Source organism: Pseudomonas brassicacearum (assembly GCF_009601685.2).
GTDB classification, from domain to species: domain Bacteria; phylum Pseudomonadota; class Gammaproteobacteria; order Pseudomonadales; family Pseudomonadaceae; genus Aquipseudomonas; species Aquipseudomonas kilonensis_B.
On record NZ_CP045701.2, the window covers coordinates 775906 to 798684 of the forward strand.

Annotated in this window: 19 protein-coding genes; 5 read left to right on the forward strand and 14 right to left on the reverse strand. The window is 63.0% G+C overall.

What is annotated here, in order from left to right; all coding sequences use genetic code 11:
- Nucleotides 1-208: 208 nt before the first annotated feature.
- The 9 genes from GFU70_RS03330 to cbiE form a co-directional block, all read right to left on the reverse strand.
- On the reverse strand, nt 209-1588 hold the full coding sequence (locus GFU70_RS03330) for a PepSY-associated TM helix domain-containing protein (protein ID WP_116643263.1): 1380 nt from the start codon (nt 1586-1588) through the stop codon (nt 209-211).
- Nucleotides 1589-1789: 201 nt separating this feature from the next.
- On the reverse strand, nt 1790-3916 hold the full coding sequence (locus GFU70_RS03335; RefSeq protein ID WP_153387594.1) for a TonB-dependent copper receptor: 2127 nt from the start codon (nt 3914-3916) through the stop codon (nt 1790-1792).
- A gap of 83 nt (nt 3917-3999) precedes the next feature.
- A complete protein-coding gene (locus tag GFU70_RS03340) occupies nt 4000-4395 on the reverse strand; it encodes a DUF2946 domain-containing protein (protein WP_153389145.1) in 396 nt (131 codons plus the stop codon).
- Between the two features lie 57 nt (nt 4396-4452).
- Nucleotides 4453-4932: a copper chaperone PCu(A)C gene (locus GFU70_RS03345; RefSeq protein WP_116643262.1), complete on the reverse strand. Its 480-nt coding sequence runs from the start codon at nt 4930-4932 to the stop codon at nt 4453-4455.
- A 46-nt stretch (nt 4933-4978) separates the two neighbouring features.
- The gene (locus GFU70_RS03350; RefSeq protein ID WP_058543639.1) at nt 4979-5377 is read right to left on the reverse strand and encodes a DUF2946 domain-containing protein; all 399 of its coding nucleotides are present in this window, start codon (nt 5375-5377) and stop codon (nt 4979-4981) included.
- 573 nt (nt 5378-5950) lie between these two features.
- A complete protein-coding gene (locus GFU70_RS03355) occupies nt 5951-6310 on the reverse strand; it encodes a DUF6124 family protein (protein ID WP_053185407.1) in 360 nt (119 codons plus the stop codon).
- Between the two features lie 359 nt (nt 6311-6669).
- On the reverse strand, nt 6670-7392 hold the full coding sequence (locus GFU70_RS03360; RefSeq protein ID WP_153387595.1) for a cobalt-precorrin-6A reductase: 723 nt from the start codon (nt 7390-7392) through the stop codon (nt 6670-6672).
- A complete protein-coding gene (locus tag GFU70_RS03365) occupies nt 7389-8486 on the reverse strand; it encodes a cobalt-precorrin-5B (C(1))-methyltransferase (RefSeq protein WP_153387596.1) in 1098 nt (365 codons plus the stop codon). The genes GFU70_RS03360 and GFU70_RS03365 overlap by 4 nt, the downstream gene beginning before the upstream one ends.
- Nucleotides 8479-9690 carry a precorrin-6y C5,15-methyltransferase (decarboxylating) subunit CbiE gene (gene cbiE / locus GFU70_RS03370; RefSeq protein WP_153387597.1) on the reverse strand — a complete coding sequence of 404 codons (1212 nt, stop codon included), beginning with the start codon at nt 9688-9690 and terminating at the stop codon, nt 8479-8481. The genes GFU70_RS03365 and cbiE overlap by 8 nt, the downstream gene beginning before the upstream one ends.
- A 280-nt stretch (nt 9691-9970) precedes the next feature.
- Between cbiE and cobG the strand changes: the two genes are divergently transcribed.
- Genes cobG through cobJ form a run of 4 tightly spaced genes read left to right on the forward strand, consistent with a single transcriptional unit; the run spans nt 9971 to nt 14337 of the window.
- The gene (gene cobG / locus GFU70_RS03375; protein ID WP_153387598.1) at nt 9971-11290 is read left to right on the forward strand and encodes a precorrin-3B synthase; all 1320 of its coding nucleotides are present in this window, start codon (nt 9971-9973) and stop codon (nt 11288-11290) included.
- Nucleotides 11283-11909, forward strand: coding sequence for a precorrin-8X methylmutase (locus GFU70_RS03380; protein WP_003197389.1), 627 nt, complete (start codon nt 11283-11285; stop codon nt 11907-11909). Before cobG ends, GFU70_RS03380 begins: the two co-directional genes overlap by 8 nt.
- The gene (locus GFU70_RS03385; RefSeq protein ID WP_058544608.1) at nt 11909-12640 is read left to right on the forward strand and encodes a precorrin-2 C(20)-methyltransferase; all 732 of its coding nucleotides are present in this window, start codon (nt 11909-11911) and stop codon (nt 12638-12640) included. Before GFU70_RS03380 ends, GFU70_RS03385 begins: the two co-directional genes overlap by 1 nt.
- Nucleotides 12640-14337 carry a precorrin-3B C(17)-methyltransferase gene (gene cobJ / locus GFU70_RS03390; RefSeq protein ID WP_153387599.1) on the forward strand — a complete coding sequence of 566 codons (1698 nt, stop codon included), beginning with the start codon at nt 12640-12642 and terminating at the stop codon, nt 14335-14337. Before GFU70_RS03385 ends, cobJ begins: the two co-directional genes overlap by 1 nt.
- A gap of 117 nt (nt 14338-14454) precedes the next feature.
- Here cobJ and GFU70_RS03395 read toward each other — a convergent pair whose 3' ends face one another.
- Nucleotides 14455-15102, reverse strand: coding sequence for a hypothetical protein (locus tag GFU70_RS03395; RefSeq protein ID WP_153387600.1), 648 nt, complete (start codon nt 15100-15102; stop codon nt 14455-14457).
- A 224-nt stretch (nt 15103-15326) separates the two neighbouring features.
- Between GFU70_RS03395 and GFU70_RS03400 the strand changes: the two genes are divergently transcribed.
- Complete coding sequence (locus GFU70_RS03400) at nt 15327-16151, forward strand: hypothetical protein (RefSeq protein ID WP_153387601.1); 825 nt, start codon at nt 15327-15329, stop codon at nt 16149-16151.
- A 17-nt stretch (nt 16152-16168) separates the two neighbouring features.
- Here the strand turns inward: GFU70_RS03400 and GFU70_RS03405 are convergent, their stop codons facing one another.
- From GFU70_RS03405 to purH, 4 genes are all read right to left on the reverse strand, one after another.
- On the reverse strand, nt 16169-16765 hold the full coding sequence (locus GFU70_RS03405; protein WP_058544601.1) for a MarC family protein: 597 nt from the start codon (nt 16763-16765) through the stop codon (nt 16169-16171).
- Between the two features lie 62 nt (nt 16766-16827).
- A complete protein-coding gene (locus tag GFU70_RS03410) occupies nt 16828-19602 on the reverse strand; it encodes a hybrid sensor histidine kinase/response regulator (protein WP_116643255.1) in 2775 nt (924 codons plus the stop codon).
- A 99-nt stretch (nt 19603-19701) separates the two neighbouring features.
- Nucleotides 19702-20997, reverse strand: coding sequence for a phosphoribosylamine--glycine ligase (gene purD, locus GFU70_RS03415; protein ID WP_058544599.1), 1296 nt, complete (start codon nt 20995-20997; stop codon nt 19702-19704).
- A 151-nt stretch (nt 20998-21148) separates the two neighbouring features.
- Nucleotides 21149-22756 carry a bifunctional phosphoribosylaminoimidazolecarboxamide formyltransferase/IMP cyclohydrolase gene (gene purH / locus GFU70_RS03420; RefSeq protein ID WP_116643254.1) on the reverse strand — a complete coding sequence of 536 codons (1608 nt, stop codon included), beginning with the start codon at nt 22754-22756 and terminating at the stop codon, nt 21149-21151.
- Nucleotides 22757-22779 lie beyond the last annotated feature (23 nt).

The following is a 22779-nucleotide window of genomic DNA, read 5'->3' on the forward strand; positions in this document are numbered from 1 at the left end:
AACACAAGTTTCTTTGTGAGAGCGGGCTTTGTGGGAGCAAGGCTTGCCCGCGATGAAAACGCCGCGGTCTCTTGAGGACCGCAGCGCCTGGATCGCGAGCAAGCTTTGCTCCCACAAAGCCCGCTCCCACAGCTTGAACTGTGTTCGTGGTTTGGAAAGCGGGCGCGATTGTAGAGGTTTCGCGCCGCCTTCCGTTAACGCACTGTCTTCAGCTTGAAGATGAGGCAATCTCAGGCTGGCGCTTGAGTCGGAGGATGAGGCGATCAAGCAACCACACCACCACCAGCGAAGCCCCCACCAGCGGAAACACCACCGCCAGGGCCAGCATGATGAATACGCCGGTCTTCCAGGTCGGCAGGTCGTGACGCAGTGGCGGCACGCCGAACTTGCCTTCAGGCCGGCGCTTCCACCAGATCACCAGGCCGCTCACGGCGCTGAGCAGGATCATCAGGCAAATCAGCAGCACGATGATCTGGTTCAGCGGGCCGAACATCTTGCCTTCGTGCAGCATCACGCCCGTTTCGGTGGCGCGGGCCACTACGCCGTAGTGTTCCCAGCGCACATCGGCCAGGACCTTGCCGGTGTATTGGTCGACGTGCAGGGTGGCGTCGTTGCGCGGGTCGTCGGCGAACACGGCGATGGTGAACACACCGCTGGAAGTGGTGGGCAGGGTGATGCTGTAGCCGGGCGTGACCTGGCGTTCAGTGGCGATGTCCTGCACCGCTTGCAGGCTGACAGTCGGGGCGGCGGGGCCTTCGTGCATGCCGCCGTGGCCCATGTGCTCGGCATGGTCGCCGGACATCGGCATCGGCGTGTTTTCCACAGCCCATGGCACGGTCTGGCGGTGGGCGTTGTTGAGGCTGCCGGCCTCGACATCGGATTTGGGCACGTCATTCCACATCGCCGCGGGGAAGCGGTTCCAGAGATTGGCGTATTGCTTGCCCCAGAAACCGGTCCAGGTCATGCCGCTGAGCAGCATCACCAGCAGCAATGCCGCGCCCCAGAAGCCAACGACTACGTGCAGGTCACGCCAGAACAGCCGACCGCGTGCACTCCAGCGCGGCCACAGCACTCCGGCCGATGATTGCCCGCGCGGCCACCACAGGTACAGCCCGGAGACCACCAGCACCACGCCCCAGCCGGCGGCCATTTCCACCAAGCGGTCACCGACGGTGCCGATCAGCAATTCGCCGTGGATGGCCCGGGCCATGGCTTGCAGGTTGTTCTTCGCATCCTGCTCGCCGAGGACATCGCCGTGGTACGGGTCGATGAATACATTCAGTTCACGACCCTGGTCGATCACTACGAATTGCGCGCTGCGCTCGGCGTTGACCGGCGGCAGGTATTGTTTGACCTGGCCTTGGGGGTAGGCCTGGCGGACCTGCTTGAGCAGGTCGTCCGCCGCCAGGGTGTGATGCCCGGCCGGCACGTTCAACAGGCTGCCGTACATCAGCGGATCGAGTTGCGGCTTGAACAGGTAAATGATGCCGGTCAGGGCCAGCATCACCATGAACGGCGCCACGAACAGCCCGGCATAAAAATGCCAGCGCCAGGCCAGGTTGTAGAAATTGGGTTTCGGTTGGCTCATTGCAAAGCGCTCCGCAGGGCTAATTGGTTGTTATGTTTTTGGCGGTTGCTGCGCAACCGATCGCGGGCAAGCCTTGCTCCCACAGTATTTGTCATGCTGTGGGACAAGTTGTGCCCCCACAGCAATGAGATGCTTATGGGAGCAGTGCTTACCCCCTCAGCAATGAGATACCTGTGGGAGCAAGGCTTGCCCGCGATGCTTTTAGAAACTCATGTCCACCTTGGTCCAGAGCGTGCGCCCCGGTTCGTTGATGGCCTGCGGGTCGCTCGCCGGGTAGCCGAACCCGGCGTTGCCGGCCAGGTTCAAGTGCTCGGCGTAGGTTTTGCCGAACAGGTTGTCGACGCCGCTGCTGACCTTCCAGTGCTTGTTGATGCGGTAGGCGCCGTTGAGCGAGAACACGCCGAAGCCCGAGCTCTTGCCGTAGTCCTTGCCGACCACGTTGCCCTTGTTCTCGTCGACCCGGTGCTGCGCCGCCACCACCCGCCACAGTGCGCCGGCGCTCCAGCGGTCTTCGCTGTAGGTCAGGCCCAGGCGTGCATCCAGCGGCGGCATTTGCGCCAGGGCGCTGCCGTCGCTGCTGTTCTTGCCCCAGGCGTAGGCCAGGGTGGCGTCGGCTTTCCAGCGCTCGGTCAGTTGATAGGCTGCGCCCAGTTCAGCGCCCATGATCCGCGCATCGATGTTCTCGGCCCGGGAGGTGGTGCCCATCATCCCGGGGGTGTAATCGAACAGGATGTAGTCGCGCACCTGCCCGACATAACCCGACGCCCAGGCTTCGAGGGTTTCGGTCTTGTACTGCAGGCCGAAGTCGAGCTGGGTGGTTTTCTCCGGCTTGATCGCGTCGAAGGCATTCAGTGAACCGCTGGGGCCGACGTTCGCCGAGAACAGCTCCCAGTAGTCCGGGAAGCGTTGCGCGTGACCCACACCGGCATAGAGGGTGGTGGGGCTGTCGTCCAGGTCGTGTTCGTAGCGGACGAAACCGCTGGGCAGGGTGTCGGCGCGGGTGTCATCGGCGGTGGGGTTGGGCCGGGCCGACATGCCGGAGCCGATGCTCTGGCGGTAATCCTTGGCCGAGGCACGGTCGAGCCGGGCGCCGGTGATCACTCTGTCGCGGTCGGCGGCGTACCAGGTCAGTTCGCCGAACACTCCGTAATTGTGGAAGTCGGCGTCCTTGGTGTACGGCAGGTCCTTATAGGTGTCCACGCCCATGCTGCTGCGTTGGCGATGCTCGTTGGTCTGCGCGTCCAGGCCACTGATCAGCTGCACATCGGCCCAGCGCCAGGTGGCCTTGATGCGGGCGCCGAGGGTACGGCGGTCGACGTTGGAGGCCATGGGCCCGGCCATCATGCCGGTGCCGGAGGGGGTGCGCAGCGTGTAGTTGTCCATCACGTGGTCGGCGTAGTTGTAGTAGACCTGGGCCTCGATCTTGTCCAGCACCTCGCCGATGTTCGAACGCTCGAACCGCAGCCCGAGGCTTTCGCGCTTGAACTGCGAGCCGTCCATGCTGCGCCCGGCGTAGCGTGCTTCACCGTCGCCCTTGCCGGCCGTCAATTCCAGTAGGGTATCGGCATCCGGCGTCCAGCCGAGGGTGACGTCGCCATTCCACTTGTCATAGCGCGACGGCACGGTGTCGTTGTTACCGTCGCGGTAATCGTCCGAATGCGCCGTGTTGCCGATCACCCGTACATAACCCAGCGGCCCACCGGCGGCGGCATCCACCACTTTGTCGAAACGACCGTTGGAGCCGGCCAGCACACTGGCGTTGACCCGGGTGCCGAGTTCGCCGAACTGTTCCGGCTCGCGCTCGAACAGCACCGTCCCGGCCGATGCGCCGGGGCCCCAGAGCACGGTTTGCGGGCCTTTGATAACCGTGAGCTTGTCGTAGGTCTCCGGCGATATGTAGGACGTCGGCGCGTCCATCCGGCCTGGGCAAGCACCCAACAGCATGCTGCCGTTGGTGAGGATGTTCAGCCGCGAGCCGAACATGCCGCGCAGAACCGGGTCGCCATTGGTGCCGCCGTTGCGCACCAGGGCGAAGCCGGGGATGGTCTTGAGGTAGTCGCCGCCGTCACTGGCCGGTACTGGCTGACGCGGGTCCTTGGGGTTAGTGACGACGGTCAGGGGCGAACTGGGGGCGATGGCGGTGATGACCGTCGGGCTCAGTTCTTCGACCTGATGGTCATGCTGCTCGTGCTCGTCGGCCAGCGAGAGTGGGGTGAGCAGCAGGCCGCAGAGTGCGGCGATGGTTTGGCGCAAACGAACCCGTGGCTCGTTCAGGGGGCAGCGAACTTGGGCAGAGCCCAACGCGGTACCAGCAGAAAACCTGGACATGATAATTCCATCGAACAGACGTAGACGACACGGTCGGGCAGCCTGGGGCTGTCTTATGCGACCGGGTTGGGTAAGTGTCGGGTTTACGCGTCGAAGGGCGGTGCGCGGGTGCGGGCACCCGGGAAGAACGCCGGCTGGGCATGGCCCAGGCGTGGGGAAGGACTGGTGTAGGTGTTGGTGTGGGGTGTGTCGAAAACGGCGAACGTGTGGCCGCCAGGCAGCGCGGGACAATTGAACAGCAGGCTGCAATAGCCGCATTTTTCCCACAACGCATGGTGCTCGCTCTGGGGCGGGCAGTGTTCGGCTGCCGGCGCTTCGTGCGCCGACATGTCCATGCTCATCTCCATGTTCATGTTCATGTCCATGGACACAGGCATGGACATGCGCTGACCCATCGGCATCGACTGGGAAATCAGCGGACCGATAAAGATCATCAGCATGGCGAACAGGCTGATCCAACTGCCGCGTGTCAGGCTCATGGGCTGACGGCGGGGCATGGACGGCCTGGCGCGAAGTGGTTGCACGGGCGGCTACGACTACTGGTCGTGCATGTGTGTCTTGGTGCCGTCGGGGGCTTTTTTCTGCACCGCGACGTCGACCGTGACATCCCCTGCTTTTTCAAAATGCAGGGTCATGGCAAAGCGTTTGCCATCGCTGAGGAGGCTGCGGTCCTTCAGGTCCAGCAGCATCACGTGATACGCCATCGGCGCGAAGGTGACGGTGGCGCCAGGGGCGATGTCCACGACGGGCACCGGTTGCATTTTCATCAGGTCGTTTTGCATCACATGCTCATGGAGCTCGGCCTTGCCGGCAATCGGCGAGTCGACGCTGAGCAGCTTGTCGGCGGTGGTGCCGCCGTTGTGAATCACGAAGTACGCGGCCACGGTTGGCGCGTTGGGCGGCAACTCCTGGGACCACGGGTGGGCGATCTCAAGCTCGCCCACCTTGTACTGGTGAGCTTGGGCGAAGCCGACGGGAAGCAATAGGGCAACCAGCAGGATAAGTCTGTTCAACATGGCAATTCTCCGGAACGATTCAGGGCGCAGTTTTATGCGGGAAGAATCAGGCCAGAGGCGAGGCGCGGGGATTAAGGCTGGGCCATTGCCGGCGTGGCGTGGGGCTGTCGAGTTTGGAATGGACGGCACTGCGATGGGCCAGCTGTGCATCCAGATACAACTGCGGGACATGCCCGGTGAGTGCCACCAACGGCGCTGAGCCTGAGCAGCACCAGCAATGCTGCATGGTCGAGTGATTGTCTTTCTGCGGTGTGTCTTGTTCGAGTTTGCCCAGGGAAATCGCCAGCATCTTCGTGCCGCTGGAGGAACAGAAACTGCCCCACAGCAGTTGTTCGGCTGGCGAATTGGCGGTTGCGCCACCGCTGTTGGAAAGCGGCATGGCAAGCATGTTGAACAGCACTGCGAAGCAGGCGATCCAGGCAAATGCAAGCCGTTGTCGGGACATGGGCGAATCCGCTCGATGGGCGATCAGGTGGCGGTATTTAGCCTGATCGGGGTTGAGAAGTAAAAAGGCCACGTGCGGTATAGGGTCGCAGGGCTGGTGTTAACAGTAGCAACAGATCTGCAAGTGAGTGTTTTTGTGGCGAGGAGCGCTTGCTCCCGTTGGGGCGCGTAGGAGCTGTCGAGCGAAGCGAGGCTGCGATCTTTCCACAGGCGCTTGAGTCCGAAGTGGAAAGATCAAAAGATCGCAGGCTTCGCCAGCTCCTACAGAGTTCAGTGGGAGCAAGCTCTCATGGAACAAATTGCAACCATGTGATTTTTAAGGCTGAAAATACATATCGATCGTTCCCACGCTCCTGCGTGGGAATGTCGCCAGGGACGCTCCGCGTTCCGCTTCTGGAAGGTGACGCAGAGCGTCACGGGATGCATTCCCACGCAGAGCGTGGGAACGATCAATCCCCTCGCCACAAGACCTGTTCGCTGCGCGACAGCGCAGCGTCGAAGACGTGGCGGGGACTCCCTCGCCACAGGGGTGGGTTTGACCAATTGATTTTGATCAAACCCAACGTCCTGTCGCTTATCTCGGGTCGACCACATCCAATGCCCGATTCGCCAACAACTGGCCCAGCTCAATCATCTGCTGGACCCCTTGCGCGATATGTCGTCGCGAGCCCTCCAGATCGAATGCGAGGTCGCTGACCATGGCATTGGCTGAGGCCAGGGTTTCGCTGAGGTTGGCGAGCAGGCATTCGGCGTCGATGTTAGGTGCGATGACGAAAAGGGTATCTAGCCTGTCGGATGGTTCTTTGTCGGCTGACGGCTTGAGGTAATAGTCCAAGGCGCGGGTGGCCGCATCGTCGAGTTTTTTGGCGTTGGCCGACTGGCAACGGGATGTGTGGTCGTCTGGGGTTGGGGGATTCGGTGTGTTCTTGAACATTGCTGGAAACTCCATGTTATGGAGCCGCAACCGTTTCGCGACTAAACGAAGGGCGGCGGCTGTGCGCAGGTTAGTCGACCGGGGAGTCCAGCATTACCGGCGCGCCCGAAGGCGCCCTGCGCACAACCACCATCGAGTGCAGGGGTGAGATACCTGACTGACGGAGCTTGTGAACCTGCTGAAAACCTCGGGCGACTAAACCCGATCACTGATGGGCAGTGACGGGAATCAAGTTACCGACGGCCTGCAAGGCGCACAAGCCGGCGGATTCTGGCGTAGTTGTAGGTAGCGGCGCAAGGTGACGTAGCCTGCTGGCGTAGTTCCGACAGGACAGGCTTGTAGGACGGTGCAGGTTTCTGTCAGACCAACTGCCGCAACCCCTGCAACACCTCATCCACCGTCCCAAACTCCCGATCCACCCCCGGCAACACCGGCCGCTTCAACACCAACACGGGCACCCCCCGCTCCCGCGCCACCTCCAGCTTCGGCTCGGTGGCCGTGCTGCCGCTGTTTTTGCTCACCAGCACATCGATCCGCCGCCGTTCGAACAGTTCGCGTTCGCCGTCAATGTGAAACGGTCCACGGGCCCCAATCACTTCGCAGCGCTCATTACCGGGGTAAACGTCCAGGGCACGCAAGGTCCAGAATTGCTCGGGCGGAATTTCATGCAGATGTTGCAGCGGTTCGCGACCGAGGGTGAACAGGGGGCGGTGGAAGGGTTTCAGGGCCTGGATCAGTTCGGCCCAGTCGGCCACTTCGCGCCAGTCATCGCTGGCCTGGGGCTGCCATGCCGGGCGGCGCAGGGCCCAGCAGGGGATGGCGCAGGCGCGGGCCGCGTGGGCGGCGTTGTGGCTGATCTGGGCGGCGTAGGGGTGGGTGGCGTCCAGCAGCAAGTCGATGTCCTCGGCGCGGATGAATTGCGCCAACCCTTCGGCGCCGCCGTAGCCGCCGACGCGCACCTGGCAGGTCAGGTCGGTGGGAATGCGACCGATGCCGGCCAGGCTGTAGATGTGCTGGGGCCCGAGGATGCGGGCGATGGCCAGGGCCTCGGTGACGCCGCCCAGCAGAAGGATACGTTTCATTTCAAGGCCCCGGCATGGCCGACGATCCCGCCTTGGCGGTCGATGGCGAAGACTTCGACCTGGACCTGGGCCGGCACCACGCTGCGAGCGAAGGCCAACGCGTGTGCGCACACCGCGTCGCCGAGGGCGATGCCGGCGGCGCTGGCCATGGCCAAGGCCTGTTGGCTGGTGTTGGCTTCTCGGATGCCCTGTTGCAAAACCTCATCGGCACCGATGGCAGCCGCCCACTCGGCCAGTTGTGGCAGGTCGATGCTCGAGTGACGGCTGTGCAGGTCCATGTGGCCGGCGGCGAGTTTGCTGATTTTGCCAAAGCCGCCGCAAAGGCTGAGCTTTTCCACCGGGACCTTGCGCACATGCTTGAGCACGGCGCCGACGAAATCGCCCATTTCGATCAGGGCGATTTCCGGCAGGTTGTAGACCCGACGCATGGTGTCTTCGCTGGCGTTGCCGGTGCAGGCGGCGATGTGCAGGTAGCCGTTGGTTTTTGCCACGTCGATGCCCTGGTGGATCGAGGCAATGTAGGCAGCGCAGGAGAACGGCCGGACGATGCCACTGGTGCCGAGAATCGACAGGCCGCCAAGAATCCCCAGTCGCGGGTTCATGGTTTTCAGCGCCAGGGCTTCGCCACCCTCGACGTTGACCGTGACTTCGAAACCGCCGGCGTAACCGCTTTCCTCGGCCAAGCGACCCAGGTGATCGTTGATCATTTTGCGCGGCACCGGGTTGATCGCCGGTTCGCCGACGTCCAGTACCAACCCCGGTCGCGTCACCGTGCCGACGCCGTGACCCGCGACGAAACGCACCCCGGGCTCAGCAATCAAGCGCACCTGGGAAAACAACAGGGCACCGTGGGTCACGTCCGGGTCATCGCCCGCATCCTTGATCGTCCCGGCTTCGGCGCCTTGTTCGGTCAGCCGGCAGAACTCCAGGCGCATCTGCACTTGCTTGCCCTTGGGCAATACGATTTCCACGGCATCGGCTTCGGTACCGCGCAGCAGTAATCGAGCCGCCGCCAGGCTGGTGGCCGTGGCGCAACTGCCGGTGGTCAGGCCGCTGCGCAAGGGGGCGGGTTGTTCGGCGGTTTCGTCACGCATCGAGAGGTTTCGTCAGGTCCAGCAAGGTGATCGGCAAGGCCTGGCGCCAGGTGTCGAACTCGCCCAAGGGCTGGGCCTGGGCGATGTGGATGCGGGTCAATTCACCGCCGTGACGTTCGCGCCAGTGCATCAGGGTCGTTTCGCTTTGCAGGGTCACGGCGTTGGCGACGAGTCGACCGCCGGGCTTGAGTTGGGCCCAGCAGGCGTCGAGCACGCCTTCGCGGGTGACGCCGCCACCGATGAACACCGCGTCCGGCCGCTCCAGGTTCTCCAGCGCCTGGGGGGCTTTGCCGCGAATTAGTTGCAGGCCGGGCACGCCGAGGGTGTCGCGGTTGCGCTCGATCAGCGCTTGTCGGCCTTCGTCGGCTTCGATGGCCAGGGCTCGGCAACTGGGGTGGGTGCGCATCCATTCGATGCCGATCGAGCCGCTGCCGGCGCCGACATCCCAGAGCAGTTCGCCGGGTGTGGGGGCGAGGCGGGCGAGAGTGATGGCGCGCACGTCGCGTTTGGTTAATTGGCCGTCATGTTCGAAGGCGGTGTCCGGCAAACCGGCCAGGCGTGACAGGCGCGGTGTCGACGGTTCGGCCCGGCATTCGATGGCGATCAGGTTCAGGTCGGCGAAGGTGTCATCGGACCACTGCGCGGCGAAACCGTCGATCCGTCGTTCTGCCGCGCCACCCAAATGTTCCAGCACAGTCATGGCGCTCGGGCCGAATCCCCGCTCGCGCAATAACGTCGCCACGGCGGCAGGACTCTGGCGATCGTTGCTCAGCAGCAATAGCCTGAGACCTGTGGATAAGTGAACATTGAGCGCCGCCAGGGGCCGGGCCACCAACGACAGCGTGACCACGTCCTGTAGCGGCCAACCCATGCGTGCCGCGGCCAGAGAACAGGAGGAGGGCGCAGGGATGACCAGCATCTGATCACTCGGCACCTGTTTCGCCAGGCTGGCGCCCACGCCGTAGAACATCGGATCGCCGCTGGCCAGCACGCACACCGGTTCACCCTGCCGGGCAAGCAGCGGTTCCAGGGAGAACGGGCTGGGCCACAGCGCCCGTTGGCCGCGGATGCACAGCGGCAGCAGCGCCAGTTGGCGGTCGCTGCCGACAATGCGTGACGCCCGCAGCAAGGCATGGCGAGCCGTTCGGCCCAGGCCCTTGAAGCCGTCTTCACCGATGCCCACTACGGTCAGCCAGGGGGTCATCTCTGTTCCTCGAATAATTGGGTTGATCGACAGGCGTCTTGCCGCCGCGAACCGGGCCGCCATCATACCGCGCCCCGGAGGATCAGGCGCCTGCGCAACATCATCTTCGCAGCCAGACCGCTTTCGCGAGCCGGCTCGCTCCCACAGTTTGGAATGGGGGCGTTCGGAAATTGTGTGTCCGCCGTCAGCAATCCGACCGGCAAGCTTTTCATGACCCCCGGCAAAGCAGGCATAATGGCGCTCCTTCGCCGATGTGGCGTGCCTATCTACCGGTTTTCCCTTGAACGAACGTCCATCCTCCAACGTCGTACGCCCCTCCGGTTGCCCGGGGTTGCTGCGTGTCGTCCAGGCGCTGGACGGTGGGATCTGTCGGATCAAGCTCGATGGCGGTGCCATCCAGGCGGATCAGGCCGACGTCGTGGCGTCAGTGGCCGAGCGGTTCGCCGGGGGCGTGATCGAGGCGACCAACCGGGCCAACCTGCAAATCCGTGGGATCGGTCCTGGGCACGACGCGCTGATCCAGCCGTTGCTGGCCGCCGGGCTTGGCCCGCGCAAGCCGGCCGGCGATGACGTGCGCAACCTGATGCTCAGCCCGTCGGCCGGGATCGACCGACAGATGCTGTTCGATACGCGCCCGTTGGCGGCGCAGATCCTCCTCACCCTGCAAACCCATGAACGCTTCCCAGAGTTGTCGGCCAAGTTCGCCGTGCAACTGGACGGTGGCGAAGCGTTGGCGATGCTCAAACATCACCACGACCTGTGGTTGTCGGCCCTGGTCCGTGATGGCGAGCCTTGGCTGGCCTTCGGCTTGGCCGGTTCGCCATTGGATAAACCGGCGGGCAGGGTGCCCCTGGCCCAGGGGCATGCCTTGGTGGTGGCGGTGCTGGAGCTGTTCCTCGACCTGGCCCGCCCGGACCAGATCCGCATGCGTCACTTGCTGGCTGAAATATCCGCCGATGAATTCATGAGCCGATTGGCCCGCCGCATGCCGGTGCAAGCTTGCCTGGATTGGCAGCGGGGGGCGTCCATCGACGGACTGCACATCGGCGTTCATCCACAGCACGACGACCGCGTCTACGTCGGCGCGGCTGCGCCCCTGGGTCGGCTCGACGCCGGCATGCTGCGGGGAGCGGCGCAACTGGCGCGGGAGAAGGGCGACGCAAGCCTTCGTTTCACCCCTTGGCAAAGCCTGTTGCTGCCCAACGTGCGCCGCGAGGACGCCGACGAAGTGCTGGCGCGGCTTGAGGGATTGGGCCTGTTGTGTTCGGTCGATCAGCCGCTGGCGCAACTCATCGCCTGCACCGGCTCCAGTGGCTGCGGTAAAGCCCTGGCCGACACCAAGGCCGACGCCCACCAACTGGCCGAGTTGCTGCAACGCCAGGGTAGTGCCCTGAAGGTTCATCTGTCGGGCTGCCCGCGTTCCTGCGCGGCGGCCCATATCGCGCCTGCCACCTTGCTGGCGGTCGCCCCCGGTCGTTACGACCTGTATTTTCGCGATGCCACGCTGCCGGGTTTCGGCGCGTTGCAGGCACACAATCTGACTATTGAAGCGCTCGGCCATTGGCTCGACGCTCGCCCCCGGAGCCCCCTTGATGCTTGATTACATCCGCGACGGTCAGGAGATCTATCGCAACTCCTTCGCGATCATCCGCGCCGAAGCCAACCTGGCGCGCATTCCGGCCGACCTGGAAAAACTCGCGGTGCGGGTGATCCACGCCTGCGGCATGGTCGAGGCCATCGATGGCTTGCAGTTTTCCGAGGGCGCGGGCACGGCCGGGCGCCAGGCACTGGCCGCCGGTGCGCCGATCCTGTGCGATGCGCGGATGGTCTCCGAAGGCGTGACCCGGGCTCGCCTGCCGGCCAACAATCCGGTGATCTGCACCTTGCGCGACGAAAGCGTGCCGGCGTTGGCCCTGGAGTTGGGCAACACCCGTTCGGCAGCGGCGCTGGAGTTGTGGCGCCCGCACCTGGAAGGCAGTGTCGTGGTCATCGGCAACGCGCCGACCGCGCTGTTCTACTTGCTGGAAATGCTCGATGCCGGCGCGCCGAAACCGGCACTGATCCTCGGTTTCCCGGTGGGCTTCGTCGGTGCCGCCGAGTCCAAGGCGATGTTGGCGGCCAACAGCCGCGGCGTGCCGTTCGTGATCATGCAAGGCCGCCTGGGCGGCAGCGCCATGGCTGCCGCCGCCGTCAACGCCCTCGCTACGGAGATTGAATGATGCAGCAGCCTGGACGTCTGATCGGCCTCGGCGTGGGCCCCGGTGACCCGGAACTGATTACGGTCAAGGCCCTGCGCCTGCTGCGCGAATCGCCGGTGGTGGCGTACTTCGTCGCCAAGGGCAAGAAGGGCAACGCCTTCGGCATCATCGAGGCCCATTTGCAGGACGCGCAGACGTTGCTGCCGCTGGTCTACCCGGTCACCACCGAAGCGTTGCCGGCGCCGCTGTCCTATGAACAGGTGATCGCCGACTTCTACGACACCGCCGCCGAGCAGTTGGCCGTGCACCTGGATGCCGGTCGCGACGTGGCCGTGATCTGTGAGGGCGATCCGTTTTTCTACGGCTCCTACATGTACCTGCATGATCGCCTGGCCGAGCGCTATGAAGCCCAAGTCATTCCCGGCGTGTGCTCGATGCTCGGCGGGGCCTCGGTGCTCGGTGCGCCGCTGGTCTATCGCAACCAGAGCCTGTCGGTGCTCTCCGGCGTCTTGCCCCACGACGATCTCAAGCGTCGCCTGGCCGACGCCGATGCGGCGGTGATCATGAAGCTGGGGCGCAATTTTCCCAAGGTTCGCCAGGTGCTTCAGGAACTGGGCCTGGACGGACGGGCGCTGTACGTCGAGCGGGCGACCATGGCCAACCAGAAAATCGTGCCGCTGGATGAAGTCGAGCCGATGTCTTCGCCGTACTTCTCGCTGATTATCGTGCCGGGCGAACGGTGGCAGGGTTGATGGCCGCCAAGACGCCGGCCATCGTCATCCTCGGCCCGGGTAGCCTGGCGACGGCCCGACGGATCCAGCAGCGCTACCCAGACGCCCTGATCCACGGCCTGGCCGGGCGGGTCGAAGCTGATCGTCAATACCTGGAATTCGGCGCCACGTTGCGCGAACTCTACCAACAGGACACGCCGATCATCGCCCTGTGCGCGGCCGGCATCGTCATCCGCACCCTGGCGCCGTTGCTGCTGGAAAAAGGCGTCGAGCCGCCAGTGCTGGCGGTGGCCGAGGATGGCAGCGCCGTGGTGCCGCTGTTGGGCGGCCTGGGCGGGGTGAATGTCATGGCCCGGGACATCGCGGCAACGCTGCACGTCGCGCCGGCGATCACCACCAGCGGCGAATTGCGTTTCGGCACTTGCCTGCTCAATCCGCCAAGCGGCTACAGCCTCGGCGACCTGGAGCAGGGCAAGCGTTTCGTCTCCGACCTGTTGGCCGGTGAACCGGTGCGCATCGAAGGCGCGGCGCCGTGGCTGGATCAGGCGCAGTTGCCACAAGACCCGCAGGCGCGGCGCACGATTCATGTCGGCCATGCCGAGCGTGAGGCGAGCGCCCACGAACTGCTGATTTATCCGCGCAGTGTCGCGGTGGTGGTGAGCGTCGAGGTGGCTGATCTGCCGAGCGCCGTTCGTGCCGCTTTGCAGCAAGCGAAAGTGGCGGTTCAGAGCCTGGCGTGCCTGGTGGCGGCGGATACGCTGATGGCCAGTGCGGCCTTGCGTGAAGCGGCGCTGGAACTCGGGGTGGCGCTGCGCTTTGTGGCGATGACTGGCAATGCCGCCACCTTGGCGCGCAGTTCTGTGCCGGGGGCGAACATCTTTTCGGCGACGGACAACCTGGCCATCGCCGTTGCCGCGCAGCCCTTGGAGGTGGCTCAAATCGGTCGTCCGCGTGGACGCCTGGCGGTGATCGGCCTGGGGCCGGGCGCGGCCGAACTGATGGTGCCGGCGGTGAAAGCCGAACTGGCGCGGGCCACCGATGTGCTCGGTTACGAAACCTATGTGCGCATGGCCGGCCCGTTTCGCGACGATCAAGTGCTGCACTGCACCGACAACCGCGAAGAAATGCAGCGTGCCCGACACGCCTTTGAGTTGGCCGCCCAAGGCCGTTCGGTGATCGTGGTGTCGTCCGGCGACCCTGGTGTATTCGCCATGGCGGCGGCGGTGCTCGAAGCGTTGCACGAGTCCAGCGACCCCGCCTGGCACCAGGTTGACCTGGAGATCCTGCCCGGTGTGTCCGCCTCCCTCGCCACCGCTGCCCAGGCCGGTGCGCCGTTGGGGCATGACTTCTGCGTGATGTCGCTGTCGGACAATCTCAAGCCATGGTCGATCATCGAAAAACGCCTGGACCTGGCGTCCGAAGCCGATCTGGCGTTGGCCTTCTACAACCCGATTTCCCGTGCACGGCCGTGGCAATTGGGACGTGCGCTGGAGATCGTCGGCCAGCACCGCACGCCGCAGACGCCGGTGGTGTTGGGGCGTGATATCGGTCGTCCGGGCCAGACCTTGCGTGTCACCACGTTGGGGCAACTCACGGCCGAGCAGGTGGACATGCGCACCATGGTGCTGATCGGCTCTTCCACGACCTGCGTATTCCCTCGTGCCGAAGGTGGCGAGTGGGTGTACACGCCGCGCTGGTATGGCCACAAACCTGTCTGAGCACCGGTCTCGACATTCGCCACGTTCGATCCAATGATTGTTGTCCTCGGGTGTTTCAGGACAGGGCTGCGGGGCAGCCCTGTCCTGTCCAGTAGCCGTCGCAACCTTCCACTAGCGCTAGAGACGATGCTTTCGTAAGTCAAATCGCCTCATGGTCTGCTCTTGCAGTTTTTTCTTCATCAAAGCTCTTCTTCTGTCCAGTGCGTCTCTGTCCAGCCTCAGGTATGCCTTGCGCTGGATGAGGCTGGCGCAGTGTTTTTCCCAGTCCCAGAACAGGAACCTGCTCCTTTTTACATTGACGCTGAGTTCAAGTTTAAACAGAGCGATATGGAGATTGCCCTTTGCGTCGTAGCGCGCCGGGACAACTTGAAATGACTCGCCTTGTCGGGTTTCCGTATCGAACGAGAGCATGGCCGGATCGTTGGTTTTCAACGTGTCCAGTGTATCGATCAGCGCATTGGCCTGTTGAGAGTCCTTCATGGTGTCGGCGCTCTCTACCAGGAAGTTCGCCAAAGAGCCCGAGACGTCATGTTGGGTGCTTTTAAAGATGGCTCCGTCATACAGCTCCCAGCCGAAGTAGCGCAAGGTGAAGACGTACTCCTGGAACCAGTCCTCGGGTTGGGTGTAGCGATGATGGCCGAAGTCGGCGGATCGGGTCGCGAGATTGTTGCAATCGGCAATGTCATTGTGATCGTGAAGGGTAAGCTCGCCTATATAGGAGAGCACGTTCGGACCTGTTACCAGGCCGGTTAGTGAGTCATCCATGTTTGATATATGTCCATGTGGGTTGTTGGACGTTATATGGATTCAGTAATGGCTGGACTTATCAAGTGCTCTGACTGAGTGGTTGGTTGCTGGATATTTGAATGGGTTATTTGTTCTGCCGGGTTTACATATGTTGTATTTGGTTTGGGTTATTCATTTTTCTGTCAATGCTCTAGATTGTTGTCTGTCCGCAGGCGCGGTCATTCAATTAACAAGGACGTGTTATGAACGAGTTTGAAAGTGAAGTGAGCATTGCGCAAAGTATCAAGTTGGTTGGAGCGCGTATCGACAGGCGCAAGGTGCAGATTTCATCGGGTCGGCGTATGCGCAGGTCCGTCGCGCAATGGGTACAGGACAACCCTACCAAGGACATGGATGCGGTCATGCTGGGCGATGCTCTCGTGGGCTATGGCAATAACATGTCGGCCAATAACATGGCGATCATGGAGAACGTCATGACCATGGCGATCCTGGAGGCCAACGATCTGGTGCCCGGAGGGAAGAATACCCATCAATGGTATAGGGAGTTCATTAAATGCCTACAGGAACTCGGCTGTTTCGTGGCGGATGATGGTTATTCGCGTTATTCCGAGAGTGCCATGCAGGTGGACATGGACAATGTGCTCAGCGATATCGTCAAAGGCGTCATTGAGGGCGCCAAAGCCAGTGTCCCGGCTGCGGCAGTACTGGGGACGGTGGTCAACACCACAATTGATGGTTTGAAGCAGGACAAAGGAACCTTCGATCTGTTTGGCACCCAGGCCAAATCTGCCGATGGCGCGCGTCTGTCCGTCATTCCCTGCGAACAACTATCCAATGGTGTGCTGATCGCATCCTCCAGTTCGATAAAACAGACCGGCTCTTCGAATAACGGAGGGATTCTTTTTGTGAACTGGAGCGCATCGGCACGAGAGATTTTCCGTGGCAAGTCGTTCGTGACCTTCAACCCTGAGCGTTATGAAGACTTCCGGCCGGAAATCGAAGAATACCTTGGCGCGCATCGCAAGGACGTTCTGAGCAAGCGTTTCAGCCGCCGCAAGCGCACTTGAGGCAGCCGCGACCGAGGTTATGGCGCCAGGTAGCCTCTCACGCCGGTAAAGATGATTTGTGCGGCCAGGGCGCAGACAAACAGCCCCATCAGGCGGCTGACAATCTGCAAGCCCTGGTCGCCAAGAATTCGCTCGATGCGGCTGGACAGGTACAGCACCACGCCGACGGTGAAGCTGGCCAGGGCGATGCTGATGATGGCCATGAGTTTGTCGTCCCAGTGCGGCTGGCTCACGCCCATCACCAACAGGGCGCCGATGGTGCCGGGGCCGACGGTCAAGGGAATGGTCAGCGGGACGATGGTTACGTCCTGCTGGACATTGTCGGTCTGTACGGCCGACTTGCCTTGGGCCATGCCCAGGGCCGAAATGAACAGCACGCTACCGGCGCCTATACGGAACGCATCCACGGTGATGCCGAACACGCTGAAAATCACCCGGCCAAACAAATACAGCAATACGCTGGACACCAGCGTAGCGGTCGCGACCTTCCAGGCCAGGCGACGTTGTTCCTTGCGTGAATACCCACGCGTCAGACTGATAAAACACGACAGTACGAAGAAGGGGCTATAGAGCACCAACATCTTCAGGTAAACGCTGAACAGCACATGGAGCATGGTCGAGGCTCAGGACGGAGGAGGACGACGGGAGTCTATCAGGCGCTGCCGCGTCTGTCGGCTCAGGAGGTCTGTGCCGTTCGGTTCTGCTGTTCGCGCTGGGCCACCCAATGTTCGATCAGCTCGCGCAACTGCGACAGTTCCACCGGCTTGGCCATGTGCCCGTCCATGCCCGCCTGACGGGCGCGCTCCTTGTGTTCGGCCAGGATATGCGCCGTGAGCGCCACCACGGGCGTGCGGGTGCGCTGGTTGCCCATTTCCCAGGCACGCAATTGCTGGGTGGCGGAAAAGCCGTCGAGAATCGGCATTTCGCAGTCCATCAGCACCAGGTCGTAGCGATGCTCCTTCATGGCCTTGAGGGCTTCTTCGCCGTTGCTGGCGGTATCGGGTTGCAGGTTGAGCTTGCCGAGCATGCCGCGGATGACCTTGGTGGAAATACTGTTGTCCTCGGCCACCAGGATGCGGAAATCGCTCGGCACCTTCACCGGGATGGGTGGGCCGGCGTTCACCTGCACATTTGTCGCCTGGCCCCGGTTGCGCTGGTTCAGCTCGTCCGCCAGGGTGGTCTTGAGGGTGTAGCCGGCCACCGGTTTGGCAAGGATGCGCTTGACCCCGCTATTGCGTGCCACGATCTTGCTCGGCGCATTGCTGATACCAGTGAGCATGATCAACAGGATGTCGTGGTTCAGACTCGGGTCTTCCTTGATCTTGGCCGCCAGTTGCATGCCGGTCATGCCCGGCATGTTCTGGTCCAGCAACACCACGTCGAAATAATCACGCAGGTGCGCCTTGGTGCGCAGCAGCGCCAGGGCTTCCTTGCCCGATGGCACCGCACTGACGTTCAGGCCCCAGGCACTGCACTGTTGCACCAGCACTTTGCGGCAGGTGTCGTTGTCGTCGACGATCAACACCCGCGCCCCTTGCAGCGGGCTATCGAGGTCGGAAGTCGGATGTTCGAGGCGATCCGGGTCCAGCGGCAGGGTCAGCCACAAGGTGCTGCCCTGGTTGCTGCCGCTTTTGATACCGAACTCCCCGTGCATCAGGATGATCAACTGGCGGGCGATGACCAGGCCCAGGTTGCCCCCCAGGCGCGTGGCCGACAGGAAATTCTTGCTGTGCAGCTCGGCGTGCATCAGCGTGTCGCGCTCTTCGGCGTCCATCGGCGTCCCGCTGTCCTGCACGGCGATGCGCAGGCGCGGTTGATTGCTGCGCTCGTCGAGGGCGACGACGATCAACACTTCGCCCTCGTCGGTTTTCTTCAGGGCGTTTTCCAGCAGGCTCAGCAGCGCCTGGCGCAGCCGCGTCGGGTCACCGCTGATCACACGCGGTACCTGGGGCTGGATGAAGCTGATCAGCTCGACATTCTGCTGTTCGGCCTTGGCACGGAAGATACTCAGGCAATCCTCGATCAGTGCATTGAGGTCGAACTGCACGTCGTCCAGTTCGATCTGCCCGGATTCGAGCCGGGAAATGTCGAGGATCTCGTTGATCAGGGTCAGCAGCTCATTGCCGGCGCTGTGGATCGTCTGCACGTAGTCGCGTTGCTTGACCGACAATGGCGTACCCAGCAGCAGCTCGGTCATGCCCAGCACGCCGTTCATCGGGGTGCGGATCTCGTGGCTGATCTTGGCCAGGAACTCGGCCTTGGCATTGATCTCGGCATTGCTCGCCGCCAGGTCGCGGCTGATGCTGAACCGGCTTTCGTTGATCGAGCGCTGGCGTTCGCCCAGGGCGACACTCATCAACAGGCCGCTGATGCAGATGAAGATCAGCAGGGTGATGATCAAGCCCTGGGGAGGAACTTCCGTGAGCCCTTGCAGTGCCGGAAGGATGATCAGCGTGCCCAGGTTGAAGACCACCATGGCCGCGACGAACAGCCTGGCCGGGCGGTAGCCCTTTTGCCAGTGCCAGGCGCTGACGAGCAGCATGCTCAGGCCGGCGAGGGCCACCAGGGCATAGGTCATGACATTGAGCGGCAGCGTGTTGACGAACAACAGCAACAGGCTGCACAGCATGACGAGCACAATGTCCCCCAGCAGCAGCCGGTTCAACGGGTGCGGCCCCAGGGGCGCGAAGAAACGGTAGGCGAACATCAGGCCGCAGGGCGCCGTCAACAGCAAGGCCAGGTAGGCCCCGGGCGTCTGGACGGCTGGCCAGTCGGGCAGCCAGGGCCCGGCCAGGTTCAGCAACAGCACCAGGCTGAGCATCAGCAGTCCTTCACAGGCTGCCAGCCACAGGCAACTGCGTGAGCGGGTGTAGGCATAGCGGGTGAGGTTGTGCAGGACCAGCATGGCGATGCAGCCGAACAGCAACCCATAGATCAGCGTCTGGTTCTGATCGGCCGCGGCCACGACGGCTGATTGCAAGGTGATGTAGGGGCGCAGTTCGTGGCGCGAGGCCAGTCGCAGGTAGACGTCGAGCGATTTGTCGCTGCGCGGCAGGGGCAGCATGAAATCGCTGCTGGGCACCACAGGTTCGGTGTGCGGCGTGGCATTGCCGCTGATTTGCTGGTCAACCAGGGCGTCGCCATCCAGCACATAGAGGTTCAGGCGTGACAGGTCGGGCGCAAAGATGCGCAGGATCTGTTCGTGTCTGTCGGGGGCCAGGCGGAAACGCAACCACAATGCCCCGTCGGGCTCGGCGGCCTTGAGGCGGTCCAGGTCGATGGGGCTGAATTGATTGGTGTAGCGGGCAGAGCGGATGTCGCTCAGCGTCAGGTCACCCTGTTCGTCGAGCAATACCGCCCAGCCACTGCCTGGCGCGGCCTGGGCCGGGAGCATGCAGAGCAGCGTCAGCAGGGTGACGGTAAGGCCTATGGCGATCCTGAGCCAGCGCACGGCGAAATCCCTTCGTAGGTTGATGCCAGATTATAACTATGCGCGGCGCCGGAACAGTCAGGCAAGGGCCGCAGACCCTTGCCTGGCTGAATGGCTGGGTTATTCCAGATTTTCGCCACGCTCGCGGGCAATGGCGCGGTAGCCAATGTCCTTGCGGTAGAAGCAACCTTCCCAGTCGATCTCGGCGGCAAGCTTGTAGGCCTGCTGCTGAGCTTCGTCGACACTGGCGCCCATGGCGGTGGCGCAAAGCACACGACCGCCGGCGGTAACCACTTGCCCATCCTTCAACGCGGTGCCCGCGTGGAAGACCTTGCCGTCCAGCCGGGCTGCGGCGTCCAGACCCTGGATCGCGCTACCCTTGGCATAGTCGCCCGGGTATCCGCCTGCCGCCAATACAACCCCGACGCTTGGGCGCGGATCCCATTGGGCTTCGACCTTGTCCAGTGCCTGGGCCAGCGCGGCCTCGACCAGCAGGACCAGGCTCGATTGCAGGCGCAGCATCACCGGCTGGGTCTCAGGATCGCCGAAACGGCAGTTGAATTCGATGACTTTTGGGTTACCAGCCTTGTCGATCATCAGGCCAGCATAGAGGAAACCAGTGTAGACGTTGCCTTCCTCGGCCATGCCGCGCACGGTCGGCCAGATCACCTGGTCCATGACGCGCTGGTGGACCTGGGCGGTCACCACCGGGGCCGGAGAGTACGCACCCATGCCGCCCGTGTTCGGGCCGCTGTCGCCATCGCCAACACGCTTGTGGTCCTGGCTGGTGGCCATTGGCAGGACGTTCTTGCCATCGACCATGACGATGAAGCTGGCTTCCTCGCCGTCGAGGAACTCTTCGATCACCACACGGGAGCCGGCGTCACCGAAGGCGTTGCCGGCGAGCATGTCGCGCACGGCGTCTTCGGCCTCGGCCAGGGTCATGGCAACGATCACGCCTTTACCGGCGGCCAGGCCGTCGGCCTTGATCACGATCGGTGCGCCTTTCTCGCGCAGGTACGCCAGGGCCGGTTCGATTTCGGTGAAGTTCTGGTAGTCGGCGGTCGGGATCTTGTGACGCGCCAGGAAATCCTTGGTAAACGCTTTCGAGCCTTCCAGCTGCGCGGCGCCGGCAGTCGGGCCGAAGCAGTCCAGGCCACGGGAGCGGAACAGATCGACCACACCGGCAACCAGCGGCACTTCCGGGCCGACGATGGTCAGCGAGACGTTCTTCTCGGCGAAGTCGGCCAGTTGCTCCAGGGCCAGTACGTCGATGGCGACGTTTTCGCACTTGGCTTCGATGGCGGTGCCGGCATTGCCCGGGGCCACGAAAACCTTCTGCACACGAGGGTCCTGGGCCACTTTCCAGGCCAAGGCGTGTTCGCGGCCACCGCTGCCAATGATCAAAACATTCATTTCAAAAACCTCAAAACTGTGGGAGGCGCTGCAATCCCCTGTAGGCGCTGACGAGTGAAACGAGGCTGCGATCTTTGATGTTGCTTTCACAGCCAGATCAAAAGATCGCAGCCTCGTTTCACTCGTCAGCTCCTACAAGGGGAGCGGTGTATCAGTGACGGAAGTGGCGCATGCCGGTGAATACCATGGCGATGCCAGCCTCGTCGGCCGCGGCGATCACTTCGTTGTCACGCATCGAACCACCCGGCTGGATCACGGCGGTGATGCCGACTTTGGCCGCGTTGTCGATACCGTCGCGGAACGGGAAGAACGCATCAGAGGCCATGACCGCGCCTTGTACCTGCAAACCGGCGTGCTCAGCCTTGATGGCGGCGATGCGAGCCGAGTTCACGCGGCTCATCTGGCCGGCGCCGACACCAATGGTCTGGCGATTCTTGGCGTAGACGATGGCGTTGGACTTGACGTACTTGGCGACTTTCCAGGCGAAGATCAGGTCGTTGATTTCCTGCTCGCTCGGGGCGCGCTTGGTCACCACTTTCAGGTCTTCGCTGCCGATCATGCCGATGTCGCGGCTCTGGACCAGCAGGCCGCCATTGACGCGTTTGTAGTCCCAGGCCGGCGCACGGTCGGCCGACCATTGGCCGCAGGCCAGCAGGCGCACATTGGCCTTGGCGGCAACGATGGCGCGGGCTTCTTCAGTGACCGACGGGGCGATGATCACTTCGACGAACTGGCGCTCGACGATGGCCTTGGCGGTCTCGGCGTCCAGCTCACGGTTGAAGGCGATGATGCCGCCGAAGGCCGACTCGGTGTCGGTGGCGTAGGCCAGCTCGTAGGCCTGGCGGATGCCGCCCTCGGCGTCCGGGCTGACGGCCACGCCGCACGGGTTGGCGTGCTTGACGATCACGCAGGCGGGCTTGACGAAGCTCTTCACGCATTCCAGCGCGGCGTCGGTGTCGGCCACGTTGTTGAACGACAGTTCCTTGCCTTGCAGCTGGGTGGCGGTGGCAATGCCGACTTCGGCAGGTTTGGCTTCCACGTAGAACGCCGCGCTCTGGTGCGGGTTCTCGCCGTAGCGCATTTCCTGGGCCTTGACGAACTGGGTGTTGAAGGTGCGTGGGAATTCGCTGCGGCCTTCGGTCGACAGGGTTTCAGCGGCCTGGTTCACGGTGCCCATGTAGTTGGCGATCATGCCGTCGTAGGCGGCGGTGTGTTCGAACGCCTTGAGCATCAGGTCGAAACGCTGGGCGTAGGTCAGGCCGCCGGCCTTGAGGTTTTCCAGCACGCTGGCGTAGTCGCTGGCGTTGACCACGATGGCCACGTCCTTGTGGTTCTTGGCCGCCGAGCGGACCATGGTCGGGCCGCCGATGTCGATGTTCTCGATGGCAGTCGGCAGGTCGCAGCCGGGCTTGTTGATGGTGGCTTCGAACGGGTAGAGGTTGACCGCTACCAGGTCGATCGGCTTGATGCCGTGTTCGTTCATGATGGCGTCGTCGATGCCGCGACGGCCGAGGATCCCGCCGTGGATTTTCGGGTGCAGGGTCTTGACCCGACCGTCCATCATTTCTGCAAAACCGGTGTAGTCCGCGACTTCCACTGCGGCGACGCCGTTGTCCTGCAGCAGCTTGAAGGTCCCGCCGGTGGAGAGAATCTCGACGCCCAGCTGTTGCAGTTCGCGGGCGAATTCGAGGATCCCGGTCTTGTCGGAGACGCTGATCAAGGCGCGGCGGATCGGCAGGCGGGTGGTCTGGTCGGTCATTTCAATTTCCATCAAAAGCAAGG

What these genes read in the sequence shown, in the direction of transcription:
- GFU70_RS03380 (WP_003197389.1), top strand. Translation starts at nt 11,283, where the DNA reads ATGCTTGATTACATCCGCGACGGTCAGGAGATCTATCGCAACTCCTTC.
- GFU70_RS03385 (WP_058544608.1), top strand. Translation starts at nt 11,909, where the DNA reads ATGCAGCAGCCTGGACGTCTGATCGGCCTCGGCGTGGGCCCCGGTGAC.
- GFU70_RS03335 (WP_153387594.1), bottom strand. Translation starts at nt 3,916, where the DNA reads ATGTCCAGGTTTTCTGCTGGTACCGCGTTGGGCTCTGCCCAAGTTCGC.
- GFU70_RS03330 (WP_116643263.1), bottom strand. Translation starts at nt 1,588, where the DNA reads ATGAGCCAACCGAAACCCAATTTCTACAACCTGGCCTGGCGCTGGCAT.
- GFU70_RS03365 (WP_153387596.1), bottom strand. Translation starts at nt 8,486, where the DNA reads ATGCGTGACGAAACCGCCGAACAACCCGCCCCCTTGCGCAGCGGCCTG.
- cobJ (WP_153387599.1), top strand. Translation starts at nt 12,640, where the DNA reads ATGGCCGCCAAGACGCCGGCCATCGTCATCCTCGGCCCGGGTAGCCTG.
- cbiE (WP_153387597.1), bottom strand. Translation starts at nt 9,690, where the DNA reads ATGACCCCCTGGCTGACCGTAGTGGGCATCGGTGAAGACGGCTTCAAG.
- GFU70_RS03400 (WP_153387601.1), top strand. Translation starts at nt 15,327, where the DNA reads ATGAACGAGTTTGAAAGTGAAGTGAGCATTGCGCAAAGTATCAAGTTG.
- GFU70_RS03345 (WP_116643262.1), bottom strand. Translation starts at nt 4,932, where the DNA reads ATGTTGAACAGACTTATCCTGCTGGTTGCCCTATTGCTTCCCGTCGGC.
- GFU70_RS03350 (WP_058543639.1), bottom strand. Translation starts at nt 5,377, where the DNA reads ATGTCCCGACAACGGCTTGCATTTGCCTGGATCGCCTGCTTCGCAGTG.
- purH (WP_116643254.1), bottom strand. Translation starts at nt 22,756, where the DNA reads ATGACCGACCAGACCACCCGCCTGCCGATCCGCCGCGCCTTGATCAGC.
- GFU70_RS03395 (WP_153387600.1), bottom strand. Translation starts at nt 15,102, where the DNA reads ATGGATGACTCACTAACCGGCCTGGTAACAGGTCCGAACGTGCTCTCC.
- purD (WP_058544599.1), bottom strand. Translation starts at nt 20,997, where the DNA reads ATGAATGTTTTGATCATTGGCAGCGGTGGCCGCGAACACGCCTTGGCC.
- GFU70_RS03405 (WP_058544601.1), bottom strand. Translation starts at nt 16,765, where the DNA reads ATGCTCCATGTGCTGTTCAGCGTTTACCTGAAGATGTTGGTGCTCTAT.
- GFU70_RS03355 (WP_053185407.1), bottom strand. Translation starts at nt 6,310, where the DNA reads ATGTTCAAGAACACACCGAATCCCCCAACCCCAGACGACCACACATCC.
- GFU70_RS03360 (WP_153387595.1), bottom strand. Translation starts at nt 7,392, where the DNA reads ATGAAACGTATCCTTCTGCTGGGCGGCGTCACCGAGGCCCTGGCCATC.
- GFU70_RS03340 (WP_153389145.1), bottom strand. Translation starts at nt 4,395, where the DNA reads ATGAGCCTGACACGCGGCAGTTGGATCAGCCTGTTCGCCATGCTGATG.